This window comes from Parabacteroides sp. Y3-G-102, from assembly GCF_023656845.1.
In the GTDB taxonomy this organism is placed as follows: Bacteria; Bacteroidota; Bacteroidia; order Bacteroidales; family Tannerellaceae; genus Parabacteroides; species Parabacteroides distasonis.
The window spans coordinates 1-22416 of sequence record NZ_JAMOKU010000031.1; the positions used below are offsets into that span (position 1 = coordinate 1).

General features: G+C 41.7%; 13 protein-coding genes. 7 read left to right on the top strand and 6 right to left on the bottom strand.

All coding sequences use genetic code 11. The features are described from left to right. Positions 1-252: 252 nt before the first annotated feature. From NBH16_RS15315 to NBH16_RS15325, 3 genes are read left to right on the top strand one after another with little or no spacing between them, the layout of a single operon-like run. Entirely contained in the window at positions 253-2673 is a 2421-nt protein-coding gene (locus tag NBH16_RS15315) for a TonB-dependent receptor (RefSeq protein WP_250788837.1), read from the top strand. A 21-nt stretch (positions 2674-2694) separates the two neighbouring features. After that, complete coding sequence (locus NBH16_RS15320; RefSeq protein WP_250788838.1) at positions 2695-4137, top strand: MBOAT family O-acyltransferase; 1443 nt, start codon at positions 2695-2697, stop codon at positions 4135-4137. A gap of 35 nt (positions 4138-4172) precedes the next feature. Beyond that, positions 4173-5132, top strand: a complete 960-nt coding sequence (locus tag NBH16_RS15325) for a hypothetical protein (protein WP_229033144.1) — start codon at positions 4173-4175, stop codon at positions 5130-5132. Here the strand turns inward: NBH16_RS15325 and NBH16_RS15330 are convergent. The 6 genes from NBH16_RS15330 to NBH16_RS15355 all read right to left on the bottom strand — a co-directional run bounded on the left by NBH16_RS15330 (position 5095) and on the right by NBH16_RS15355 (position 13482). Further along, entirely contained in the window at positions 5095-6168 is a 1074-nt protein-coding gene (locus NBH16_RS15330) for an acyltransferase family protein (RefSeq protein ID WP_250788839.1), read from the bottom strand. The two genes, NBH16_RS15325 and NBH16_RS15330, sit on opposite strands and share 38 nt — an antisense overlap. Before the next feature lie 4 nt (positions 6169-6172). Further along, entirely contained in the window at positions 6173-8503 is a 2331-nt protein-coding gene (gene porZ / locus NBH16_RS15335; RefSeq protein ID WP_227713829.1) for a type IX secretion system anionic LPS delivery protein PorZ, read from the bottom strand. 1 nt (position 8504) lies between these two features. Beyond that, positions 8505-9086: a non-canonical purine NTP diphosphatase gene (locus tag NBH16_RS15340; RefSeq protein ID WP_005860384.1), complete on the bottom strand. Its 582-nt coding sequence runs from the start codon at positions 9084-9086 to the stop codon at positions 8505-8507. Positions 9087-9173: 87 nt separating this feature from the next. After that, complete coding sequence (locus NBH16_RS15345; RefSeq protein ID WP_011967102.1) at positions 9174-10052, bottom strand: YitT family protein; 879 nt, start codon at positions 10050-10052, stop codon at positions 9174-9176. Beyond that, entirely contained in the window at positions 10049-12889 is a 2841-nt protein-coding gene (leuS, locus tag NBH16_RS15350; protein ID WP_250788840.1) for a leucine--tRNA ligase, read from the bottom strand. The genes NBH16_RS15345 and leuS overlap by 4 nt, the downstream gene beginning before the upstream one ends. An 89-nt stretch (positions 12890-12978) precedes the next feature. Further along, the gene (locus tag NBH16_RS15355; RefSeq protein WP_250788841.1) at positions 12979-13482 is read right to left on the bottom strand and encodes an ORF6N domain-containing protein; all 504 of its coding nucleotides are present in this window, start codon (positions 13480-13482) and stop codon (positions 12979-12981) included. A 204-nt stretch (positions 13483-13686) separates the two neighbouring features. On the opposite strand from NBH16_RS15355, the gene NBH16_RS15360 reads away from it, so the two are divergent. The 4 genes from NBH16_RS15360 to NBH16_RS15375 all read left to right on the top strand — a co-directional run bounded on the left by NBH16_RS15360 (position 13687) and on the right by NBH16_RS15375 (position 22364). After that, entirely contained in the window at positions 13687-14517 is an 831-nt protein-coding gene (locus NBH16_RS15360; RefSeq protein WP_009275446.1) for a glycoside hydrolase family 16 protein, read from the top strand. Positions 14518-14608: 91 nt separating this feature from the next. Continuing rightward, positions 14609-17467, top strand: coding sequence for a triple tyrosine motif-containing protein (locus NBH16_RS15365; RefSeq protein WP_284705641.1), 2859 nt, complete (start codon positions 14609-14611; stop codon positions 17465-17467). Between the two features lie 334 nt (positions 17468-17801). Further along, the gene (locus NBH16_RS15370; protein ID WP_048926963.1) at positions 17802-20843 is read left to right on the top strand and encodes a SusC/RagA family TonB-linked outer membrane protein; all 3042 of its coding nucleotides are present in this window, start codon (positions 17802-17804) and stop codon (positions 20841-20843) included. Between the two features lie 24 nt (positions 20844-20867). After that, positions 20868-22364: a RagB/SusD family nutrient uptake outer membrane protein gene (locus NBH16_RS15375; RefSeq protein ID WP_250788843.1), complete on the top strand. Its 1497-nt coding sequence runs from the start codon at positions 20868-20870 to the stop codon at positions 22362-22364. Positions 22365-22416 lie beyond the last annotated feature (52 nt).

The following is a 22416-nucleotide window of genomic DNA, read 5'->3' on the forward strand; positions in this document are numbered from 1 at the left end:
GATAATAAGAATGAAGAAGATGCAATTTCTCTTCTTCGCTGTAATGCTCATGTTTTTTGCGCATAATAATTACACATTTTATTGTTATTGAATGTGTCTACCTATATCAGCATAAGACAGAAACCATTTGCTTCGCTACTCGAACTCGGACGATCCCGGGAAAGAATATATCAAGAATGATCGCTATTAATTACCGTAACATTCTGAATTTAGTTACTTTTGCGTAGAAATCTAATTGTAATTCTCAATATCATGAAAAAGATAGGACTAATGTTGGCCTTATTATGGGTGATTTGTGCGCTCTCGTGGGCTACTTCTCCGAATGCCCGTATTAAGGGGCAGTTAATAGATGCCTCTACGAATCAAGTGATTAATTATGCGGATATCTTTCTGTTTACGATGGGAAGTGAAAAAACTTTGCAACAGACTTTTCCGGACGATCAAGGACGTTTCTCGTTTACTAAGGTGGCTCCGGGTAATTATGTGGTCATGGTCCGTCTGATGGGATATGATGTGTTTACAAAGAATGATATCATCTTGGATGCCTCGTCTCCGGTGGATTTAGGTAAGTTGATGATGAGTCCCTTGGAGGTAGGTATCGCCGAAGTGGAGGTAGTGGCCGAGAAACGCCAATTGGTTTATAAGTTGGATAAGAAAGTGGTCGAGGCCTCTTCCAATATGATGGGAGGAGGCGGTTCCGCCGTGGATATATTAGAGAATACGCCTTCCATACGGGTAGACGCGGAAGGCGATGTTACTTTTCGTGGAAGCAGCGGCTTTTTGGTTTACATAGATGGTAAGCCGAGTGTCTTCTCGGGTACACAGGCTTTGGAGCAAGTCCCGGCCGGGCATATAGAGAATATAGAGATTATCACGACGCCCTCCGCCAAGCATGATACGGAAGGCGACGTGGGTATCATTAATATTATCACGAAGAAGCATTCCCAGCGGGGATTGAGCGGGATGGTGAATCTCTCGGGAAGTACGTGGCTTTCCCGCCATGTCGATTTCTTGTTGGCACAGCAACATCAGCGTTCCCGTTGGTACATCGGCGGACAGTGGACAGACCGGTTGCGCAAGAGTGATTTCGACCAAGAGAAGATGACGGTGGTGGGCGATCAGACCACTACCTCGCATTCCGTCGGGCCTCGTACGGGAAACAGCTATCATTATACGATGAAAGGCGGTTGGAGCCTGAATCTTCCCAAGACAACCATCGCGTTGGATCTGGAGGGCGGCTATGGCGGAAATAAGCGTAAGGGAGAAATGAACTATAAGGAAACCCGTTCGGTAGCGGGCGGCTCTCCGGTGACGGAAGATTATCGAAGCATAGATGATTATGATAATGATGAGAATATAGGTTTGGGAAGTCTGGCGGTACAGCATAAGTTCAACGATAAGGGACACGAGCTTTCCGGTAGTGCTTATTACAAATATGGCGGCCATGCCTTGGAATATTTCTTTAACGACTTGATGTCCTTGGAAGGGCAACGCCAACAGGGGCACCGTGCTTATGAGGCCGAGCACCGGGAAACGATGCGTATCAATCTGGATTACGCCTTGCCTTTCGGGAAAGGAGGTAAGCTAGAGGCGGGTTACCAATATTATTCTTATCTGGAAGACGGCGATTACAATATGGAATGGTGGGACCCCAAGGGACAAACGTTCTTTTGGCGTGACGATATCTACAACACGTTTTATTTTCAAGAAGGGGTGAATTCTATCTATACGATTCTTTCCCATACGTGGAAGAATTTAGAGGCGCAAGCCGGCGTTCGGGGAGAGCATACGCATACGGTCTTGCGAAGTTCCGTGGAGGGAGCGGATCGTACGAAGAATCGTTTTGAGTTTTTCCCATCGGTGCATTTGGGCTATACGTTCCCGAATGAACATCGTTTGTTGGCTTCCTATTCCCGTCGTACCACACGTCCGCAGCTTTTTTATATGGAGCCTTATATTACGTATCGTGACTTTTATACGGCCGAGATCGGTAATCCGGATATACGTCCGGAGTACATCAACTCCTTTGAATTGAACTACCGGAAGAGTTTCGGGGAAAATACGGTATCCGCTACCGCCTTTCATCGGTATCGAAAAGATAAGATCGAGCGGTTGCGCGTACCTTATTCAGCCGGTGTAACCTTAGACTCGATGTCAAACGTAGGACATGATTATTCAACAGGTATCGAGCTAAGTGTCAGCCTGCATCCGGTACGTTGGTGGAATACCACGGTCAACGGAAACGTTTATCATTATAAGGTGAAGAACGAACAGGCCGCCGGTGGAAATACGACCTCAAGCACCAATTACGATATCCTATGGAATAACCTGTTTAATCTGGGGAAATACACCCGTATCCAATTGGATGGTAGTTTTGTAGGCCCTTCCGTAACGACGCAGGGCCGTACGGACGCTTATTGGTACGCGAACGTAGCCGTCCGCCAGCAACTATGTAACCGAAAACTAACCGCCACCTTAGCTTTCCGGGATATTTTCCGTTCCGCCAAATATATCAGCGATATCCAAACGGCAGATTTACGTTCCCTGACACGTATCAAACCCAAATATCCACAAATCACGTTGACGTTGAGTTGGACATTTAATAGTTTCAAGGCCAAATCCACCCAAGCGAAAGAAGATCGCTCGGAGATGTTCGAGGGTATAAAGCATTAGTATTATATCTTCGCGGTTATTATGCTATTTAATTCGATTGAATATTTGATTTATTTGCCAATCGTATTTTTATTGTATTGGCTTGTCTTCGGAAAGCGACTACGACTACAGAATTTATTTGTAGTCGTAGTTAGTTATCTTTTTTACGGGTGGTGGGATTACCGGTTCTTGGCATTGATAGCCCTTACCTCTTTCTGTAGTTGGCTGAGTGGGATAGGAATAGAGGAAGTACGTGCGAGGGCGGGGAAGATACCTCGCTGGTTCGATAAAGGTATCGTGGTTGCGAATGTCATATTAAACTTACTGATACTCTCTTTCTTCAAGTATTACGACTTTTTTGTGGATAGTTTGGTAGATGCTTTCTCTTATATAGGGATTTCATTGCACATCTCTACGCTTTCTCTCTTATTACCGGTCGGGATTAGTTTTTATACATTCCAAGCCTTAAGTTATACGATTGACGTGTATAGAGGTAAATTGCCGGTGACAAGAGATATCGTTTCCTTTTTCGCGTTTGTTAGTTTTTTCCCACAGTTGGTGGCTGGCCCTATCGAACGGGCTACTAACCTGTTGATACAATTTGAGAGACCTCGCAGCTTCGAGTATAACGACGCTGTAGATGGGATACGACAAATGATGTGGGGGTTTTTCAAAAAAATCCTGATAGCCGATAATTGTGCCTTGGTCGTAGATGACATATTCGGGAACTATGGAAATTACCCGGCTAGTACTTTGCTATTGGGAGCCGTTTTGTTCTCATTCCAGATTTATGGAGATTTTTCCGGATATTCAGATATCGCTATAGGTACAGCCAAGTTGTTTGGGATACAGTTGAGGCAAAATTTCCGGTATCCCTATTTTTCTTTAGATATAGCCGAATTTTGGAGACGTTGGCATATCTCGTTGAATACTTGGTTCGTAGATTATGTATATATTCCCTTGGGAGGTAGCCATAATGGTTTCTTTAGACATATTCGGAATATCTTGATCATATTTTTCTTGAGCGGTCTTTGGCATGGAGCGAACTGGACATTTGTGGCTTGGGGTGTTTACCATGGTTTGCTATGTATAGCATTGTTGATACTAAAGAAATATGTAAAGATAAGGTTGATACCATCAAACGTTGTGTCTATGTTGGTTACATTTGGCTTCGTGGTGATCGGATGGATTCTATTTAGGGCTGAGAATATATCAATGGCATTCGATTATATATATGATCTGTTCTCCTCTTCTTTATTCCGTGTGCCTAAGGTAAGTGGGGCCAATAATGTTTCTGCTTTATTATCGCTTATTTTTATTGCTTGTATGCTGGTGGTCGAATGGATGAACCGGGAACGACCGTTTGGATTTGATATTAAGAAAATACGAAGTATATATATACGATATACTTTATATGCGATCCTCTTATTTTGTATATATTTCTTCGGAAATAACGCTTCTAGCTTTATTTATTTTCAATTCTAGCAAGTATGAAACCAACGCATAAACAAATAAAGAGTATGATAAGATTCCTGTTGTTTCTGGGGATCTTGTTGTTTTTGTTCAATCAGATCACTCCCTATCTCTATCGATTATTGCCTAACGACTACGTACGAACACGACTTATATGGAGTACGTTAAATAATCCGGAAGAGCGTCCGGATCTTGTCATTTTAGGTAATAGCCGCGGTATGAGTGGTGTGAACGGATACAAGTTAGAAGCAGAGTTGCGAGGAAATCCCTGTGTATATAATCTTACCTCTACCGGTCAGAGATTGAGTGAGAGTGCCTTGTATTATTCCTATTTACCATCTTCTGTTCAAGTAGTTGTACAGTGTGTGGATTTAGATCAATTACGTGGCCCGATCGAATTGGATGATCCCAACCGGGTAGCTCTACATATGTATGGATATAAAATGGATGGTTTTACCCGTGAATTACTTCCTGCTTTAGAGAAACCTCTAAGTGAACCGAATTTATACTATAATTATGTGGCTCGAAATTGTTTATTCTCCGGCTTGACTACTTATCTGCGTAATAAGTTGGATGATGATGTTATCCCCGGAATTATAGCCTCTGATTTACGTTATCCAAACTCTACGATGTCTGATAGAAATGAATCTGTCTATAAACGGAAAGTAGAAGAACAGAATGAAGAAAATAAATTCGAGGCATATCAGATTACTCCTGAATGGAAAAGGTTGATAGAGCGTTCTTCCGTTTATTTTAGGGATAGGGGTATTATTTATTGTCTGGTTGTCATGCCGTATAACCCGGATATAACAGCTTTTACAGTAGCGGAGAAACAACGAGCTTTGCGAATGTTTACTCAAATGTTTGATTCTATCCTTATCGTCGACTGTATGGATCTATTGGATACGTCGGATTTTTATGATGCTATCCATCCGAACCGGAAAGGAGCGGAGAAGATAACAGATCAGATCATCCGAGCATTGCGTTCGTCTGGTTTTTCTTTTTAGGATGATATAAACAAGGTTTCTCTATGTATTTCCAGGATAACATACCCAATCCGGTGCTAAGGATAGTGGTAAGAGCCAATGTCAATATAAAGCTATACCGATCAAGTCCGTAATGAATGAATATTTGGATGATCGGGAAATGAATCAAGAAGATACCATACGAGAAATTTCCCATCCGGTTGAATACATGTAACCACTTGAATCCGTAAGCTACCGTGATAATGATAGAGGCTAGAGCGATAGGCTCGAAAATACTCAGCAGCAGATACTCTCTACCCAATAAAAGAAATAGGCTAACAGGGAACAAATATCTCATATATTTTCGAAAAATAGGGAAATAGGCAAGTATGATAATACCAGAACAAAAGTACATCATTTGTCCGGGGAATTGTCTTTTCATGAATTCATAAATAGGGTTGTGTGTCATATCATCTAAATAATTACACGTTGTCGAGTAGATGAAAGATAAGATATAAATAAGAAGTAGGCATACCAATTTATTGTATCTTTTCAGTAACCAATAGATAATGGGTATGGTGATATATAGCATGAATTCAACCTTGATAGTCCATAAAGACCCATTCATCGCTTGTAAAGGATTGGTATCGAATACGCCGGGTAAATCCGGCGATAAAAAGTTAAATGTAAGTAAATTACAGATAAGATAGGTGTATAAGCTAGAAGAGGTGAGGTATTCCCAGCAGGATAAAGAGGTAAGGAATAATCCGATTAAGGCACATAATAAAATAGTCAAGCTGTAGGCGGGCATAATACGTTGAATACGTTTACGGAAAAAAATCTGGGTATTAGGCGTACGTAAGAAGCTAAACATAACAAGAAATCCACTAATAATAAAGAAACCTTTCACTCGAAATCCTCCGCTAACAAACCAAAAAGGATCTGTCTCTGTCAGTGTGCTGAAATGGTTGAACATGACAGAATACGCAAGAAAGAAGCGAATAAAATCAAAATTATTCGCTTCTTTTACTTGATTTATTAATCTGGAGTTGAGTAAAACTTTCTCTGATTGATTCATTGTTCTATTTGACTACAATGATTTTTGTTACGACGCTCTCTGAGGCTTCCTCTGTGGAAGCTAGTACAAGATATACGCCTGTCGCTACACGTGATCCGTTTGCGTTCCGGCAATTCCAGATAGCTTGCCCCCCCAAGGATTTAGTTTGATAAATAATATTTCCGTTTAAATCCGTGATTTTTACATTCGAATTATCCATTAATCCTACAATCGTTACTTTATCCATATGTTCGGGACGTACCGGATTAGGATATGCGTAGATCTCCGAGTAATCAGATTTACCTTCCGAAGCTTCTCCTTGATAGGAATTTAGTCCTTTATCGGTACCGATAAAAACCTCACCGGTCTTATCGTTTATCTCTATATCGTATATGTTATCGGAAAGGAGCGGGCTATTGGTCGTATTAAATTGATAAACGATTGTCTCATTATCATTATCTAGAACATAAACGCCATTTCCTTTGGTTCCAATCCATTTTCGATTACCTGCGTCTACTTTTAGGGTCGTGACGACAACGTTATCTAAGAAATAAGCGAGATTGCCAGTTTCCTCATTGGTATATTTTACCCTTGTACAACGTGTAGCGGCTTTATCCTCAGCGGAAGAGATCCTAGGTTTAGTGAAGTATACGGCTCCCCGATTCGTACCAACCCAGATATATCCATCCTTATCCTCGGCTACGCATGTATAATTACTAGGAGTCAATTCTTTTCCGTCGGTATCAATAAGTGTAGTAAACTCATACGAGGAAACTTCGTCTAAAGACTCGCTATTCGGTATCATTACAAGTTTAGGGGTGTTACGAGGCACATAAATCCATTTATCGTTCGTGGAGGTTATAAGTATATCGTTTATTGTATAGACTCCTCTAAGTTGCTCGATATCCAAACGATGCCATGCTCCTGCTTTGTCAAGAACAAGTACCGCATGGTTAACCTCTGAGCTTGTCATCCACAAATTTCCATTTTTATCAAAGGCCAGTCCATCTATATAACAATAACCGGACCCATAGCCTCCCGCGGTTTCTTTAAAGGCATTCTTTTCATTGTATGACTGAACGGGAGTTCCATTCTTATATTGGATAACGCCATCACCCATGGAAGAGGCGTATACGATCTCATCATTAGAATCATCGGTCGTTACGGCTATACTTGTATAGTCTCGTGGATTTCTTGGTAAATTGAGTTTCTTTTGGGCTTCTTTAGGATCGATAAAAGACCATTTATCATAATCGTATGTAAGAATATAACCTCCTTTGTCGAAGCGCTTACCATTTAGGAGGTCTTTACCTCCTATGATCATATATACTTTATCATTTTTACAAACAATATCGAATGCGCTATTGCTGTAAGGTCCGTCTAAAATGATAGGTTCATTAAGAGCCTCAAAACTATTTGATCCTTTCCGTTGGATAGAACGTAGCCCTTTGCTTCCTTCCGCTATCCAATATTTGTCTGTTTGATAGGTACTGATATCATTGATACTTAAGTTTATTTGGTCAAACTTTTGCGTATCGGATACGATGAAAACCCTTGAGTTATCTATACATGCTAATTTTTCGCCTATTACTTTCATGTATTTTAGGGTTGAGCTATTTATTATTCGGGAAAGCTCTCCATTGTTTTCATAGAAGATACCTTGCTGACTGACCAAGTAGAACAAAGTATTCTTGAATGAAGCGATAGCTGAGATCGTATGACTATCGGAAAGGTTTGATAATCCATAGGGCTTCCAGTTTGCCTTATCCAGTAGGTTTTCTTTTAATGAGGCGTATATAATCCCCGAAGATACTTCTGCCTTATTGGTTGTAGAGGCATATATATTGCCATTCTGTATGGCACACGATGTTATATTTAAGGAAAGCTTGTAGGTATCTTTTATTTCCTTTTTGGCCATATTGACCACGACGATACCAAATGCTGTCGATAAATAGGCATATTCATCATGTACCAATACTGAATTGATTTGTTTGTCTCTTATGGACGTACTGGTCGACAGATAAGGTAGATTTGTCGCCACTCCTCCCTCAAGTATATCTATATTTGAATTATCATAGATAATAAGGAGTGATTTTGTTTGTTTATTATAGCGGATCAAAGAAATCGTATTATCATTTAATCCGTTTCCTTTATAATATTGCTTAATACTATTATCTTCTTTTCCATACGTATAAAGAGATCCTTCCGCTACCACAAATACTTGGTCGTTCGATTCCTCTACGCTGTTTGTGTTATTGTAAGAAAGATACGTTTTCCATCCGGTTGTATTAAAATTCGCGGCTAATACAGTGAATGAAAAGAATGAAAATAGAATGATAGTAAGTATATGTCTCATATTAACAATTGTAATCAGATAAAAATGATGTTAACTTCATGACGGCTTTCGCACGATGGCTGATCTGGTTTTTTGTATCGTTACCCATCTCGGCGAAAGTTTGTGTATAGGTATCAGGCATGAATATAGGATCGTATCCAAATCCGCTATTTCCGCGTTTTTCGGTAGTGATAGAGCCATTCACGATACCGTCGAAGGTATATTCTTTTCCGTCAAGGACTAGAGCTATGACCGTGCGGAAACGTGCTTTTCTGTTTTCTTTATGATTCATTTCGGACAACAGCTTGTTCATATTAGCTTCCGAGTCGTGCCCTGTTCCTGCGTAACGAGCCGAATAGACTCCCGGAGCATTATTCAATACCTCGACTTCTAATCCCGTGTCGTCAGCGAAACAATCATATCCGAATTTCTCCTTGATATAGCGGGCTTTTAGCAAAGCATTTCCCTCTAAGGTATCTGCCGTCTCGGGGATATCGTCATGGCAATCGATATCGGATAAACTTATGATTTCCGCGTATCCGGCGGTTATCTTGCGGACCTCGTCCAGTTTGTGTTGATTATTTGTCGCGAATACAAGTTTCATATTTCGTAATCTATTAAATAAGAAAGCATTTCTATACGGTAGATATATAACGTATGGAAATGCTTTAAATTGTTTGTATATTCTTTTTTAAGTCTTTATCTGATCGAACCCCTCACCATATACCCCTCGGACGATACTTTGGGAGATGAACGCTTGGTGGTCTATCCGCTTCACGATCCGGAAGATGGAGACGGATTCGGATTTCTTGGCGAGGAGTACGACTACCTTGACGGGTTTGCGGGAATAACCGCCCTCACCGTCTAGTATCGTGCAGCCACGGCCTAACTCATGGATGATACGATCTGCTATCTCGTCGTACTTCTGGGAGAAGATGAGGAATTGTACGGATTGGCGGTTACCGTTCAATACCATGTCGAGAACGTAATTGCTTATGACCATCTCCACGAAACCGAAAACGATCTTGTCCACGTTATGGAACAGGAAGAAAGAGGAACTGATGATGAAGAAATCGCAAAACAGAAGGATACGTCCGATCGATATATTCTTATATTTATTGATTACCGCACCGATAATATCCGTACCTCCGGTACTACCGTTCGCCGAGAATACCAATCCTAGTCCGGCACCACACATGAACGCTCCGATTATGATAGCCATAAACGGCTGGTCGTGCAGTATAGGTTGTCCTTTCAGCAGCCACTCGAAGAGAGAGAGAGAAGCCGAGAGTGAGAAAACTCCGAAAATAGTTTTTATCAAGAATTTTAGACCAAGGATCTTTAAGGCTACCACCAACAAGGCTACGTTGATGACAAAATAAGATACGGATACCGGGATCAATCCATTGGAGGCAAAGAAGATCAACGCACAGATACCACTTACCCCACCTGTCACGATCTCGTTGGAAAGGATAAAGGCGTTGAATCCGAATCCGTATAATAAAGTTCCGAACAGGATCATTAGATAATCCTGTACGGAAAAATAGATTTTTGTGAGTTTTAAGTTCATCCCACTACGATATTAACGATTTTGCCGGGAACGACAATAACTTTCTTAATGGTCTTGCCTTCCATCCACTTCGCTGAGTTCTCATGGCTCAAGGCCGCCTTCTCAGCGTCTTCACGGGAGATATCTGCCGGAAGTTCGAGGTTGAAACGGGCTTTACCATTGAATGAGATGACGTAGGTAACTGATTTTTCTACCAGATACTCTTCGTTATGTTCCGGCCACTGGGCATCGCAGATGGTCGTATCATGTCCTAATTGATGCCATAGCTCTTCCGTGATGTGGGGAGCGAACGGAGCCAATAAGATGATCAGCGGCTCCAAGATGGCGCGCTTGCTGCATTTTAAGCTCGTTAACTCGTTCACGCAAATCATGAAAGCGCTAATGGACGTGTTGTATGAGAAATGCTCGATGTCGAACGTTACTTTCTTGATCAGCTTATGCAAGGATTTCAATTCGTCGGCCGTAGGCTCGGCATCGGTAACTTGCAGGGTATCCGTATTGCCGAAGAATAAACCCCAAAGCTTTTTTAAGAAACGGTGTACGCCATCGATACCGTTCGTATCCCAAGGCTTGGATTGCTCCAACGGGCCTAGGAACATCTCGTACAAACGTAGGGTATCGGCACCATATTTCTCAACGATCATATCCGGGTTCACTACGTTGAACATGGATTTGGACATCTTCTCGACCGCCCATCCGCAGATATATTTACCATCTTCCAATACGAACTCCGCGTCGTTGTATTCCGGACGCCAGTTCTTGAAAGCCTCTATATCCAACAGATCGTTAGATACGATATTTACGTCTACGTGGATAGGGGTGACCTCGTATTGGTTTTTCAAGTTCAAGGAAACGAATTTATTGGTTCCGTTGATGCGGTACACGAAGTTCGACCGTCCTTGGATCATACCTTGGTTGATCAATTTCTTGAACGGCTCTTCCTCGCAAACGATACCCAAGTCGAACAAGAACTTATTCCAGAAACGGCTGTAGATCAAGTGGCCGGTAGCGTGTTCCGTACCACCGATATATAAATCCACGTTTCTCCAATATTCATCCACGTCTTTAGCTACCAAGGCTTTATCATTATGCGGGTCCATATAGCGCAAATAATAAGCGGAAGAACCGGCGAAGCCCGGCATCGTACAAAGCTCCAGCGGGAAGATCGTCTGGTTATCGATCTTTGATACCTCGGTGACTTTTTGATTTACCGTGTCCCAAGCCCATTTAACGGCGTGTCCTAATGGAGGCTCGCCCGTCTCGGTAGGCAAGAATTTATCTACTTCCGGCAGCAACAAGGGCAGACATTCTTCCGGCAACATCTGAGGCATACCATCGGCGTCGTAATATACCGGGAACGGTTCGCCCCAATAACGCTGGCGGCTGAAAATAGCGTCGCGCAAGCGGTAGTTTATCTTCACACGTCCCAAATCGTGATCTTTTACGTATTTCTTGGTAGCGGCTATCGCTTCCTTGATCGTCAGTCCGTTCAAGGAAAGATCGCAATAAGGAGTAACGCCGTCTCTCGGAGAATTGCATACGATACCTTCCTTGGCATCGAAACTTTCCTCGCTTACGTCGCAACCTTCCACCAAGGGGCGGATTTCCAGTCCGAAATGCTTCGCGAAAGCGTAGTCGCGGCTATCGTGCGCCGGAACCGCCATGATCGCTCCCGTACCGTAGCCGGCCAATACATAGTCGCTGATCCAGATGGGAACCGCCTCGCCCGTAAACGGGTTAATAGCGTAGGAACCACTGAATACACCGGTTACCTGACGGTCGGCGATGCGCTCGCGCTCGGTACGTTTCTTGGTGCGATCTAGGTAAGCGTCTACTTCCGCTTTTTGGTCTGCCGTAGTTAATTGTTGAACCAATTCGCTTTCCGGAGCTAATACCATGAAGGTAACACCAAACATCGTATCGGCACGGGTCGTAAAGATCGTGAATTCCCTGTCGCTGTCTTTTATCTTGAAGCGAACCTCGGCACCTTCGCTGCGTCCGATCCAGTTCTTTTGGGTCTCTTTCAAGGAATCCGTCCAGTCGATCGTATCCAATCCGTCCAACAGGCGTTGCGCGTAAGCGGATACACGTAAGCACCATTGGCGCATGATCTTTTGTTCCACCGGATAGCCTCCACGCTCGGAAACACCGTTCACGACCTCATCATTCGCTAATACGGTACCCAAGGCGGCACACCAGTTTACCATGGTCTCTCCACGATAAGCGATCCGGTAGTTGAGTAATATCTCTTGTTTTTCTTTATCGCTCTTGGCTTTCCATTCATCGGCGGTGAAACTAAGTTCCTCTCCGCAAGCTACGTTCAGACCTTCCGTACCACTGGTCTCGAAAGCCTGTATCAACTCGCTGATCGGGCGGGCTTGCTTCTCGTCGTTGCAGTAGTAGCTGTTGAACATCCGGATGAAGGCCCATTGCGTCCATTTGTAATATTCGGGATCGCAGGTACGGATCTCACGGCTCCAATCGTAGCAGAAACCGATCTTTTCCAATTGCTCCCGATAACGGGCTATATTATTCTTTGTCGTGATCTCCGGATGTTGGCCGGTCTGGATGGCGTATTGCTCCGCGGGCAATCCGTAAGCGTCGTAACCCATCGGGTGCAATACGTTAAAACCTTGCAAACGTTTGAAACGCGAATAAATATCAGAAGCTATATAACCGAGCGGGTGGCCAACGTGCAATCCCGCACCGGAAGGATAGGGGAACATGTCCAATACATAGTATTTAGGCTTATTCGTGTCCTTTTCGACTTTATAAACCTTTTCGGCAATCCAGTAGTCGTGCCACTTCTTCTCAATCTCTCTGAAATTGTACTCCATGATCGTTTATCGTTTTTGTATCGTTTTCTATTTAAGGCCACAAAGTTAGTGAATTTATTTATTTTATATGAGTTATTTACATGAACTGTTTATTTCACGTAACCAATCCGGGGGCGAGATTGATTCTTGGTTCTTCTCGCTTGTAACTCAGCGAGTGACAGATTGATTAGCTCAAGTTGCGTACGGGTATCTTCGTTGATGTCGTTGTAATCGGCAAATGCTTCTTCGATATACGCTTTGAGTTCCTTTACTTCTTGTTGGAGTTCAAGCAAAGGGGAGGAAGAACTTATTATTTGTCGTATACCGACGAAAGCACGCATGATAGAGATATTGACTTTAATGGCTGTATCGGATCTGAGTACAGAAGAAAGCATTGCTATACCTTGCTCCGTGAAAGCGAATGGAGCATATTGGTTACCTCCTTTCTTTGAGATGCCAATTTGGCATACCATATTGTTTTTCAAGTTGTTAAATTCTTGAATTGTTAATGTGAACATAAAATCATCAGGAAAGCGTTCTATGTTTCGTCTGACCGCACGTTTCAATTGGGCGGTTTCCGTTCCATACATTTCCGCCAGATCAAAATCCAGCATGACTTTGGCTTATCCGATAAATCCCTAGGGAAAATGGGGTAGTACTTACTTTGGCCATGAAGTATATCTTCTCTGCCACTTGAAGTATATCTCCTGTGGTATTTGCAGTATAATTGCGGGGATAACCTTGCGATGTGTTTTTCATCTACACTTTTATTTATTTTTCATATATTTGTGGAAATTCTGATTTAAATCTATATTGTTATGTCACGTTCATTTCTTTTGTTTGGTTTTATCCTATATAGTGTTTTCTTGAGCAGTCTGGCGAATGCTAGTGATATCGATTTGTCTGCACCCATGGATAAAGGCGGGTGGAAATTGATATGGAGTGAGGAGTTTGACTATACGGGATTTCCTGATTCTACGAAATGGTCTTATGATACGGAAGGTAATGTATATCAATGGGGAAATAACGAGGCTCAATATTATACATCCGGCAGAAAGGAGAACGCTTGGGTCTCGGATGGGGTGTTGAGGATTACGGCCTTGAAAGAACCGATGGAAGGTCGTTCATATACATCGGCTCGCCTGATTACGAAAGGAAAAGGGGATTGGTTGTACGGACGTTTTGAGATTCGGGCGAAACTCCCGACTGGACGAGGGACATGGCCGGCCATCTGGATGCTTCCAACGGATTGGGAATACGGGGATTGGCCAAAAAGCGGGGAAATAGATATTATGGAAAATGTGGGCTATGATCCCGACACGATCGTAGGTTCTTCGCATACGGAAAAATATAATCATGCGATCGGAACTCAAAAAAATGCTAAAATTGCGTGTCCGGATTGTTATAAAGCGTTTCACGTGTACGCCTTGGAATGGGAGGAAGATGAGTACCGGCTTTATGTAGATGATCAATTATACTTTACATTTAAGAACGAGGGGACAGGCTATGAGGTTTGGCCTTACGATAAACGCTTTCATATCTTGCTGAATCTGGCGATCGGTGGGAATTGGGGAGGCCAAAAGGGTATTGATGATTCTCTTTTTCCACATGTGTTCGAGATTGATTATGTGAGAGTTTATAAGAAGTAGGGTGTAACGTGATGTTTTTTTATTTACTTTTGTGGTACATAACATTCTGTACTATATAGTGAAGGAGATACTTAAGAGGACGTTGGTTCGTATGTTGATTTGTTGCGTTATTGCCTTGTTATTTTGTATAACGGGGAATGCGAAGGTACCCTATATTCCTAAAATCATCAATTATTCCGTAAGCGATTACAAAGCGGGAAACCAGAATTGGGCCGTCTCCCAAGGTCCGGGAGGAAAGATGTATATTGGGAATAACCGGGGGCTTTTGGTTTTTGACGGTATTCACTGGGATCTTGTGAAATTACCGAATAATCTAGGTGTCCGTGCTTTGTATATATCGAAGGACGGACGTATTTATGTCGGCTCTTTCGAGGAGTTCGGGTATTTTGAGATGGATGATGAGAATGATCTGATTTATCATTCACTCAGTTCGTCTGAGATGAACGTCTATCTGAATAATGATGAGTTCTGGACGATTAATGAATATAAGGGTGAGATTTATTTTCAATCATTCCGGAGCTTTTTTATTTATGACGGGGAAAAAGTAAGAAAAGGTGTATCCGACCTGTCTCCATTGTATATTTTCACATTAGACGATCATCTATACGTTCAGTTCATGGAGGGAGGAAGCTTTTGTCGAATGGATGACGGCCAGTTTACAGAGTTACTATCGAAAAAGGTTTTGGAGGATGATGTGGTTTCGGTCTTGCCATTTGATCATCAGCTATTATTGGTCTCGGCTCGTAGTGGATGTTTTATCTATGATGAGGTGCGTAAAAAATTGTCTGTGTGGAATACACCAGCCAATGAGATATTAAAGGAAGGGATCGCAAACCGGGGAGTCATGATGAAAGATTCTACTTTTATTGTGGGTACGATTTCTAATGGGGTTGTAGCGATTAATAAGCAGGGGGAAACTTTGTGGCATATCAACAGGGAGAATGGCTTGATTAATAATACGGTATTGAGAGTATTTGCTGATAATTCGGATAATTTATGGGTTACATTGGATAATGGTATCGCGCAGATACATGTGAATTCTCCGATCTATTTTTATGAACCGCTTGAGGCCCAGATTGGTATGGTGCATGATATGGTGATAGAGAAGGGTATTGTTTATTTAGCTACGAACCAAGGTCTTTATGCGTTATCTGAGAATGATAGTTATCCAACCTTGATTCCCGGTACTCAAGAACAGACATGGTATATCTCCGATGTCGGAAATCAACTGATTGCCGGACATAATACAGGTACCTTACAGCTAGAGGGCCGAAAAGCTACTCAGATACCGGGGCCCAATGGAGGGGGTACCGCATTACGTAAGACAATTATCCATGGAAAGGAAGTTTTACTCCAGATGTCTTACCGTCCACTCAGTGTTTTCACCCGGGATATGGTTACTAATCGTTGGAAATTTAGCCATAATGTAGAAGGATTCTCTAATTTGATCAAATCGTTTGAGGTTGACCCTACCGGCAATATATGGGCTAGCCATATGTATAAAGGTATCTATCGTCTTCGCTTGAATGAGGATTTGAGGAGTGTGAAAGAGATGGAGTATATCGGAAAACTGGAGGAAGGTAATGAGAGTGGTACGATTAATGTAATGAAATTACGCGGACGTATTGTTTTCTCGGATGGGAGTAAGTTTTATACTTATGAGGATTTGACTGGAAAGATCGTTCCTTATGATTTGTTGAATGAGGATTTTCCCGAGTTAAGCGATACCTATCGAGTTGTTTCCTTGAATAATGATTTATATTGGTTTATCCAGAATTCGGAATATGTATTGTTAGGATATGAGTCTGGGCGATTCCAGTTAAAACAGCGTATTCCTTTTACTTTGTTTGATAATCCGACCATAGAGGATAGGGGAAATATTTATGTGGCTTCCGACGGGACGTCTTATTTTTGTCTAAACGGGGGGATCGCTCGTTATGACAGATACCGGAATTATGTGGATACGACTCGAGTTCCATTAAGTTTGTCGCAGGTAAGGGCCTATAATCGGCATGAAAATGAGTTCGCTCCGCTCCCTTGCAAGGGAGCGGACGCACCGGAAGCCGGTGCGTCCGTATTGAGTTATAGCTATAATACGATTCTTTTTAAGTTTTCGTATCCGGATTTTACGGGGCGCCGTTTCCTGATCTATTATAAACTGGACGGGTTTGATAATGAATGGATAGAAGGCACCAGTAATTTTCAACGGACTTATTCTAATTTACCGTATGGTAATTTTGTGTTACATGCGGTTGTGAAAGACGATCGAGGAAAAGAGCTATCTTCTCTGTCTTATCCATTCAAGATCGAACGTCCATTTTATAGCTCTTGGTGGGCGCTGATCATCTATTTTGCTTTGTTTTTATGTATACTGGTCGTATTAGTGAGAATGTATACGATGTGGATTGTCATGCGTGAGAAAAAAGTTAACGAGGAGCAAAAGAGATTGCAAGAAGAGCAATTGAGGGCGCAAGAGCAATTAATTGTCAAGCTAGAGAATGAAAAATTAGAAAATGACCTTACTTATAAGAGTAAGGAATTAGCCAGTGCTACTTTGTCTGTTATCTCTCATAATGATTTCCTTGAAGGTCTAAAAAAGGAAATACAAGCTCAACAATTATCGGGAAGTTATACGAAACGATTCTTCGATAAGCTCATCCGCATGATCGAAGAGAATATATCAGGCGAGGATGAATGGGCCATTTTCCAGACTAATTTCGATCGTATCCACGAAAAGTTCTTTACGAATCTAAAAGAGCGGTATCCCGATTTGACTCCGGGCGATTTACGATTATGCGCTTTATTACGTTTGAATATGCCAACTAAGGATATGGCTCGTATGCAAAATCTTTCCGTACGTGGTATCGAGGCGGCGCGCTATCGATTGCGTAAAAAACTAAATCTACCGGAGGGGCAAAGCTTGGTAGATTTCATGATCCAGTTCCACTAAGAAATTTCATAGTTATGAATGAAAAATATCATAACTATGAAATAAGAAAATCATAACTATGAGTTTTCCTTGTCATTTTTGTTTTCCCATATTTAGTGAGATGTGTTTAATAACATATAATGTTCTCCTTTTGAATTAACAAATGTATTATAACTGAAAATAAGATAATTAATATGTATTGCAGTAGTATAAAAGTAGTAATTTTCTGCTTGCGCAAGGCTTGCAGTAGTGTTGAAGTATACAAAAATTTGCCCTTTTTTAGGTTTGGGTGTTCATTTGCTTCAAATTTAATAATGAGTGTAAAAACAAATGTTCAACTTTAAAACTAGAATGAATGAAAGCTAAATTAATGCTTTGTTTATGCCTGTTACTTGCCGCGACAACAATGTTTGCGCAGAATCTGACAGTTACTGGTGTGGTAACTGAAAAGGCCACAGGATACCCGGCTATCGGGGTGAGTGTTTTGGTTAAGGGTACGACTAACGGTACCATAACCTCTATGGATGGAGACTATACTTTGAGTAATGTTCCCAAGAATGCGACTTTAGTATTTAGTTATGTAGGTATGACTACACAAGAAGTTCCGGTTAACGGACAGACTGTAGTAAATGTTCTTATGAGTGAGGATACGCAAAACTTGGAAGAGGTTGTCGTTATCGGTTATGGTACGAGTAAGGCTAAGGATTTGACAGCTCCAATTGCCGTGATCAAGGCTGATGAGATTACGAAACATGCGACATCATCTCCGATGAGTGCTTTGCAAGGAAAAGTGCCGGGTGTGCAGATTACGAATAGTGGCCAGCCAGGTTCCGGTCCTTCCGTACGTATTCGTGGTATCGGTTCTATGAATACGGATAGCCAACCTTTGTATGTTGTAGATGGAATGTTCTTTGATAATATTGATTTCTTGAATAATAGTGATATTCAAGATTTGTCTATTTTGAAAGATGCTTCTGCCGCTTCTATTTATGGTGTACGTGCGGCGAATGGCGTAGTCTTGGTTACGACAAAGAAAGGTGCGTTGAATCGTCCTGCTACGGTTACTTATGATGGTTATGTTGGCTTTCAAAAGGCTACGAATGTATTGAAAATGGCTAATAGTGAGCAATATGCGACTATGATCAGTGAGATGGGTAATGAAACCTTACAGGCTGTTGTAAATAACGCTAAAAATGTTTGGGGAACACTTCCGAATACAAACTGGTATGATGAGATCTTACATACAGCTTTAACTCACAACCATTCTTTAGACATTTCTGGAGGTACTGAAAAAGCTACTTATTCTGTGGGTACCTCTTATTTGTATCAAGATGGTATCTTGGATTCTAAAAATGATTACTCTCGTTTCAATTTGCGTACGAAAGCGGATTATAAGGCTTTTGATTGGTTGAAAGTAGGAGCTAACGTTGTTTTGAGCAACTCTACGCAAAACTTGCCAAACGGCGAGGTTTGGTTAGCAGCTTTCCGTACACCGGGTATTATTCCTGTATATGATGAAAATAGCTCCTTGAATCCGTATCCTACGAAATATGGTTCTCCTGCCCAAATCGGTTTGAGTGAGTATTACTACAATCCGGTTGCTCAAGCGGAGTATTATGATTCTAAAAATTCAATGTTGCGCGTAATGCCTTCTTTCTATGCGCAATTCGACTTCTTGCCGGAGAATAAGTTATTCTTTAAAACGGCTTATAGCCAAGATATCAATGTTATTCAGACAAGAGCTTATACTCCAGAATTTTTGGTTGGTGGAACTCAGTTGAATTCGACTCCCCTTTTGAATAAGAAGAATGATATTTATCACAGTTGGATTTTAGATAATACATTGACCTATACAGATACGTTCGGTGATCATGGTTTAACCGCGATGTTGGGTCAATCCGTACGTGAAGAGAACTGGCGTAACCTATGGGGAGAAGCTACAGGTGTTCCGGGCGGACACGAGGAATATTACTATTTGAATCAAGGTAATGCGGATGGACGTAAAACTGGCGATGACGGTACGACTTATCGTGGTGTTTCTTGGTTCGGTCGTGTATCTTATGATTATAAAGGCAAATATTTATTGTCTGCTACAATGCGTGCCGATGGTTCTTCCAAATACCAAGAGAAATGGGGTTATTTCCCTTCTGTAGGTGCTGCTTGGAATATTTCAGAAGAAGGATTCATGAAAGATCAGAAATGGGTTGATTATCTGAAATTACGTGCGAGCTGGGGTAAGTTAGGTAACGATAAGGTTGCGGCTAGTGATGGTTTCGCTTCCATTACGCAAGATATGGGTACCTCTGGTATATTTGGAGGAAGCGCTGTTCCTGGTTATACGAACTTGGTTTATTTTAGTTGGTTAGGTTGGGAAGTCGTGAATGAGACGAACGTCGGTTTAGATTTTCGTACGTTGAATAGCCGTTTGACAATAGAGGCAGACTGGTATTATCGTTTGACTCAAAATGCCGTGATCGATGCTCCTCTGCCAATGGGTGCCGGTAACTTATTAGGTAACAGAGGTGAGATTTTGAATACAGGTGTTGAGTTGTCTTTTAACTGGGCTGATAAGATCGGTAAAGATTTCTCTTACTACATTGGAGCAAACTTGACAACCTTGCACAATGAGGTAAAAGATTTGAATGGTTTATCTTATTTATATGGTGGTTCTGCGGAGTTCCGTACGATTTCTCAAGTTGGTGGTGAGTTGAATGCTTACTATGGATATGATATTGAGGGTGTTTATCAGAATGCCGCAGAGGTCGCTGCTGATCCGATTGCTGTAGCAAATGGTTTGGAGCCCGGAGATTTCAAGTATGTTGACCAAAATAAGGATGGTAAGATTGATAATAAAGACCGTGTAACATTGGGTTCTTATATCCCGAACTTCAATTACGGTATCAACTTAGGATTCTCTTACAAGAATTTCGATTTCTCTATGGTTATGCAAGGTGTAGCTGGAAACCAGATCGTAAACCGTAAACGTGGTGACCGCCGTTGGCACTCTGAATTGAACTATGACTTAGATCAGTTCGAGAATCGTTGGACAGGTGAGGGCTCTACTAACGAATATATGTCTGCGAAAGGTTCTGTAAAACCTTGGAATATCTCTAACTTTAACTCATTCTATGTAGAAGATGGTTCTTATTTCCGTATTCAGAATGTACAAGTTGCTTATACATTCCCGAAGAAAGACTTTGGAAAATTCAAGATGCCGAGCATTCGTTTGAGCTTGACTGCTGATCGTCCTTTGACTGTTTTCAAGGCAAACAGCTTCAGCCCAGAGTTGGGTAGTAAGAACGAGAAAGGTGAGATAGCATCTTCTTCTTATGGATTTGATGAGCGTGTATATCCTTTAGCATCTTCTTATACGTTAGGTCTTCGTATTATTTATTAATCTTTAAATGCTAATCAGAAGTATATGAAAAATATATTAAAAAAACAGATTTTATGGGCTATCCCTTTAGCCTTTTCATTGCTGACATCCAGTTGTAGTGATTACTTGGATAAGCTTCCAGAGAATACTGTAGAGGTAGAGGGTATTGATTATACGAATAAATCGAATATGTATATGCCTGTTTCCGGTGTATATGCGACCGCTCGTGGTTATCTGGGGTCTTGGTCCTCGTATGGATGTATCATAGTTCGCGGTGACGATGTGAATAAAGGAGGATCTCCTACGGACCAGATTGAGTATGAGTATGCTAGTAAATTCCAGTATGATCGTTTGACTACTTTCTGGGCATTAAGTGGCCTTTGGGGAAACTGCTATTATGTTGTCTCTACTTCTAATTCAGCATTGGAGTCTTTAGAGAATTATGCTAAACATTTGACGAGTGAGTCAGACAAGCAATTAAACGCTCAATATGCTGCTGAAGTTCGCTTTTTCCGAGCATATGCTTATTTCCAGTTGGTAAATTTATTTGGCGATGTGCCTCTTTTGTTAGACAATCAAGAACTGAATGTATTCAAGAATACGAAAGAGGATGTAAAGAAGTACATTTATGACGAGTTGGATTATTGTATAGCAAACTTACCGGCTATTCGTCCGAATGAGTCTGAGCATCTGGGAGCGGTTACAAAATATACCGCTGAGATGTTGAAAGCGAAACAGAAGATGTATGATAATGAATGGGATGAGGTATTGGCCTTGACCGAGGATATCGTCAATAGCGGAAAGTTTGAGTTGTATAATGACTTCTATGAGTTGTTTAAGATTCCGGGAAAATTGTGTAATGAGTCTTTGCTAGAGTATCAATTTACTGACTTTGGAAATGGAAGTGGTGATATCGTTTCTTCTGACAACTGGTTTGCGTTCCAAGGTCCTCGTGGAGAGGCTCCTATCTCTGGATGGGCATTTATTGAGCCGACTGAGAAAATCCGTAATTTATTCTCTAAACGTGGTGAAGCGGTTCGTGCGGAAACAACGTTCCTCATGACGGATGCCACTACTCGTGACGGTGATTATATTCCTGTCGCTCAACCGGGTGAACCGACTGCTTATAATGGAAAGGCTTATACACCGGCTAATCAAATGACTCCGGGACGTACTGGATATGGCGATAATAATAATATCCGTGTATTCCGTTATGCTGATGTGTTGTTAATGAACGCTGAGGCTAAAGTTCGTAAGGGACAAAATGGAGACGCTCCATTAAACTTGGTTCGCGAACGTGCTGGTTTAGCTCCGATTGCAAATGCGACTTTGGATCAAATTCTGGAAGAGCGTCAAGTTGAGTTGGCATTGGAATGGGGCGAACGTTTCTTCGATTTAGTCCGTACGGACAGAGCCACTCAAGAACTTCCGGGTTTTGTGAAAGGAGAAAGCGAATATTATCCGATACCACAGGATCAAATTGACTTGAATCCTAACTTAGAAGCTGAGCCTGTGCCTTTTGAGCCGGAAGTAACAGAGTAATATAAGATTCTCATTATTTACTAGACCTTTGTAGTTTGGCAAGGCGGTGTCA

Bases quoted from the DNA above. Each gene is read 5' to 3' on its own strand.
- NBH16_RS15315 (WP_250788837.1), top strand. From the start codon at position 253: ATGAAAAAGATAGGACTAATGTTGGCCTTATTATGGGTGATTTGTGCG.
- NBH16_RS15320 (WP_250788838.1), top strand. From the start codon at position 2,695: ATGCTATTTAATTCGATTGAATATTTGATTTATTTGCCAATCGTATTT.
- NBH16_RS15325 (WP_229033144.1), top strand. From the start codon at position 4,173: ATGATAAGATTCCTGTTGTTTCTGGGGATCTTGTTGTTTTTGTTCAAT.
- NBH16_RS15330 (WP_250788839.1), bottom strand. From the start codon at position 6,168: ATGAATCAATCAGAGAAAGTTTTACTCAACTCCAGATTAATAAATCAA.
- porZ (WP_227713829.1), bottom strand. From the start codon at position 8,503: ATGAGACATATACTTACTATCATTCTATTTTCATTCTTTTCATTCACT.
- NBH16_RS15340 (WP_005860384.1), bottom strand. From the start codon at position 9,086: ATGAAACTTGTATTCGCGACAAATAATCAACACAAACTGGACGAGGTC.
- NBH16_RS15345 (WP_011967102.1), bottom strand. From the start codon at position 10,052: ATGAACTTAAAACTCACAAAAATCTATTTTTCCGTACAGGATTATCTA.
- leuS (WP_250788840.1), bottom strand. From the start codon at position 12,889: ATGGAGTACAATTTCAGAGAGATTGAGAAGAAGTGGCACGACTACTGG.
- NBH16_RS15355 (WP_250788841.1), bottom strand. From the start codon at position 13,482: ATGCTGGATTTTGATCTGGCGGAAATGTATGGAACGGAAACCGCCCAA.
- NBH16_RS15360 (WP_009275446.1), top strand. From the start codon at position 13,687: ATGTCACGTTCATTTCTTTTGTTTGGTTTTATCCTATATAGTGTTTTC.
- NBH16_RS15365 (WP_284705641.1), top strand. From the start codon at position 14,609: ATGTTGATTTGTTGCGTTATTGCCTTGTTATTTTGTATAACGGGGAAT.
- NBH16_RS15370 (WP_048926963.1), top strand. From the start codon at position 17,802: ATGAAAGCTAAATTAATGCTTTGTTTATGCCTGTTACTTGCCGCGACA.
- NBH16_RS15375 (WP_250788843.1), top strand. From the start codon at position 20,868: ATGAAAAATATATTAAAAAAACAGATTTTATGGGCTATCCCTTTAGCC.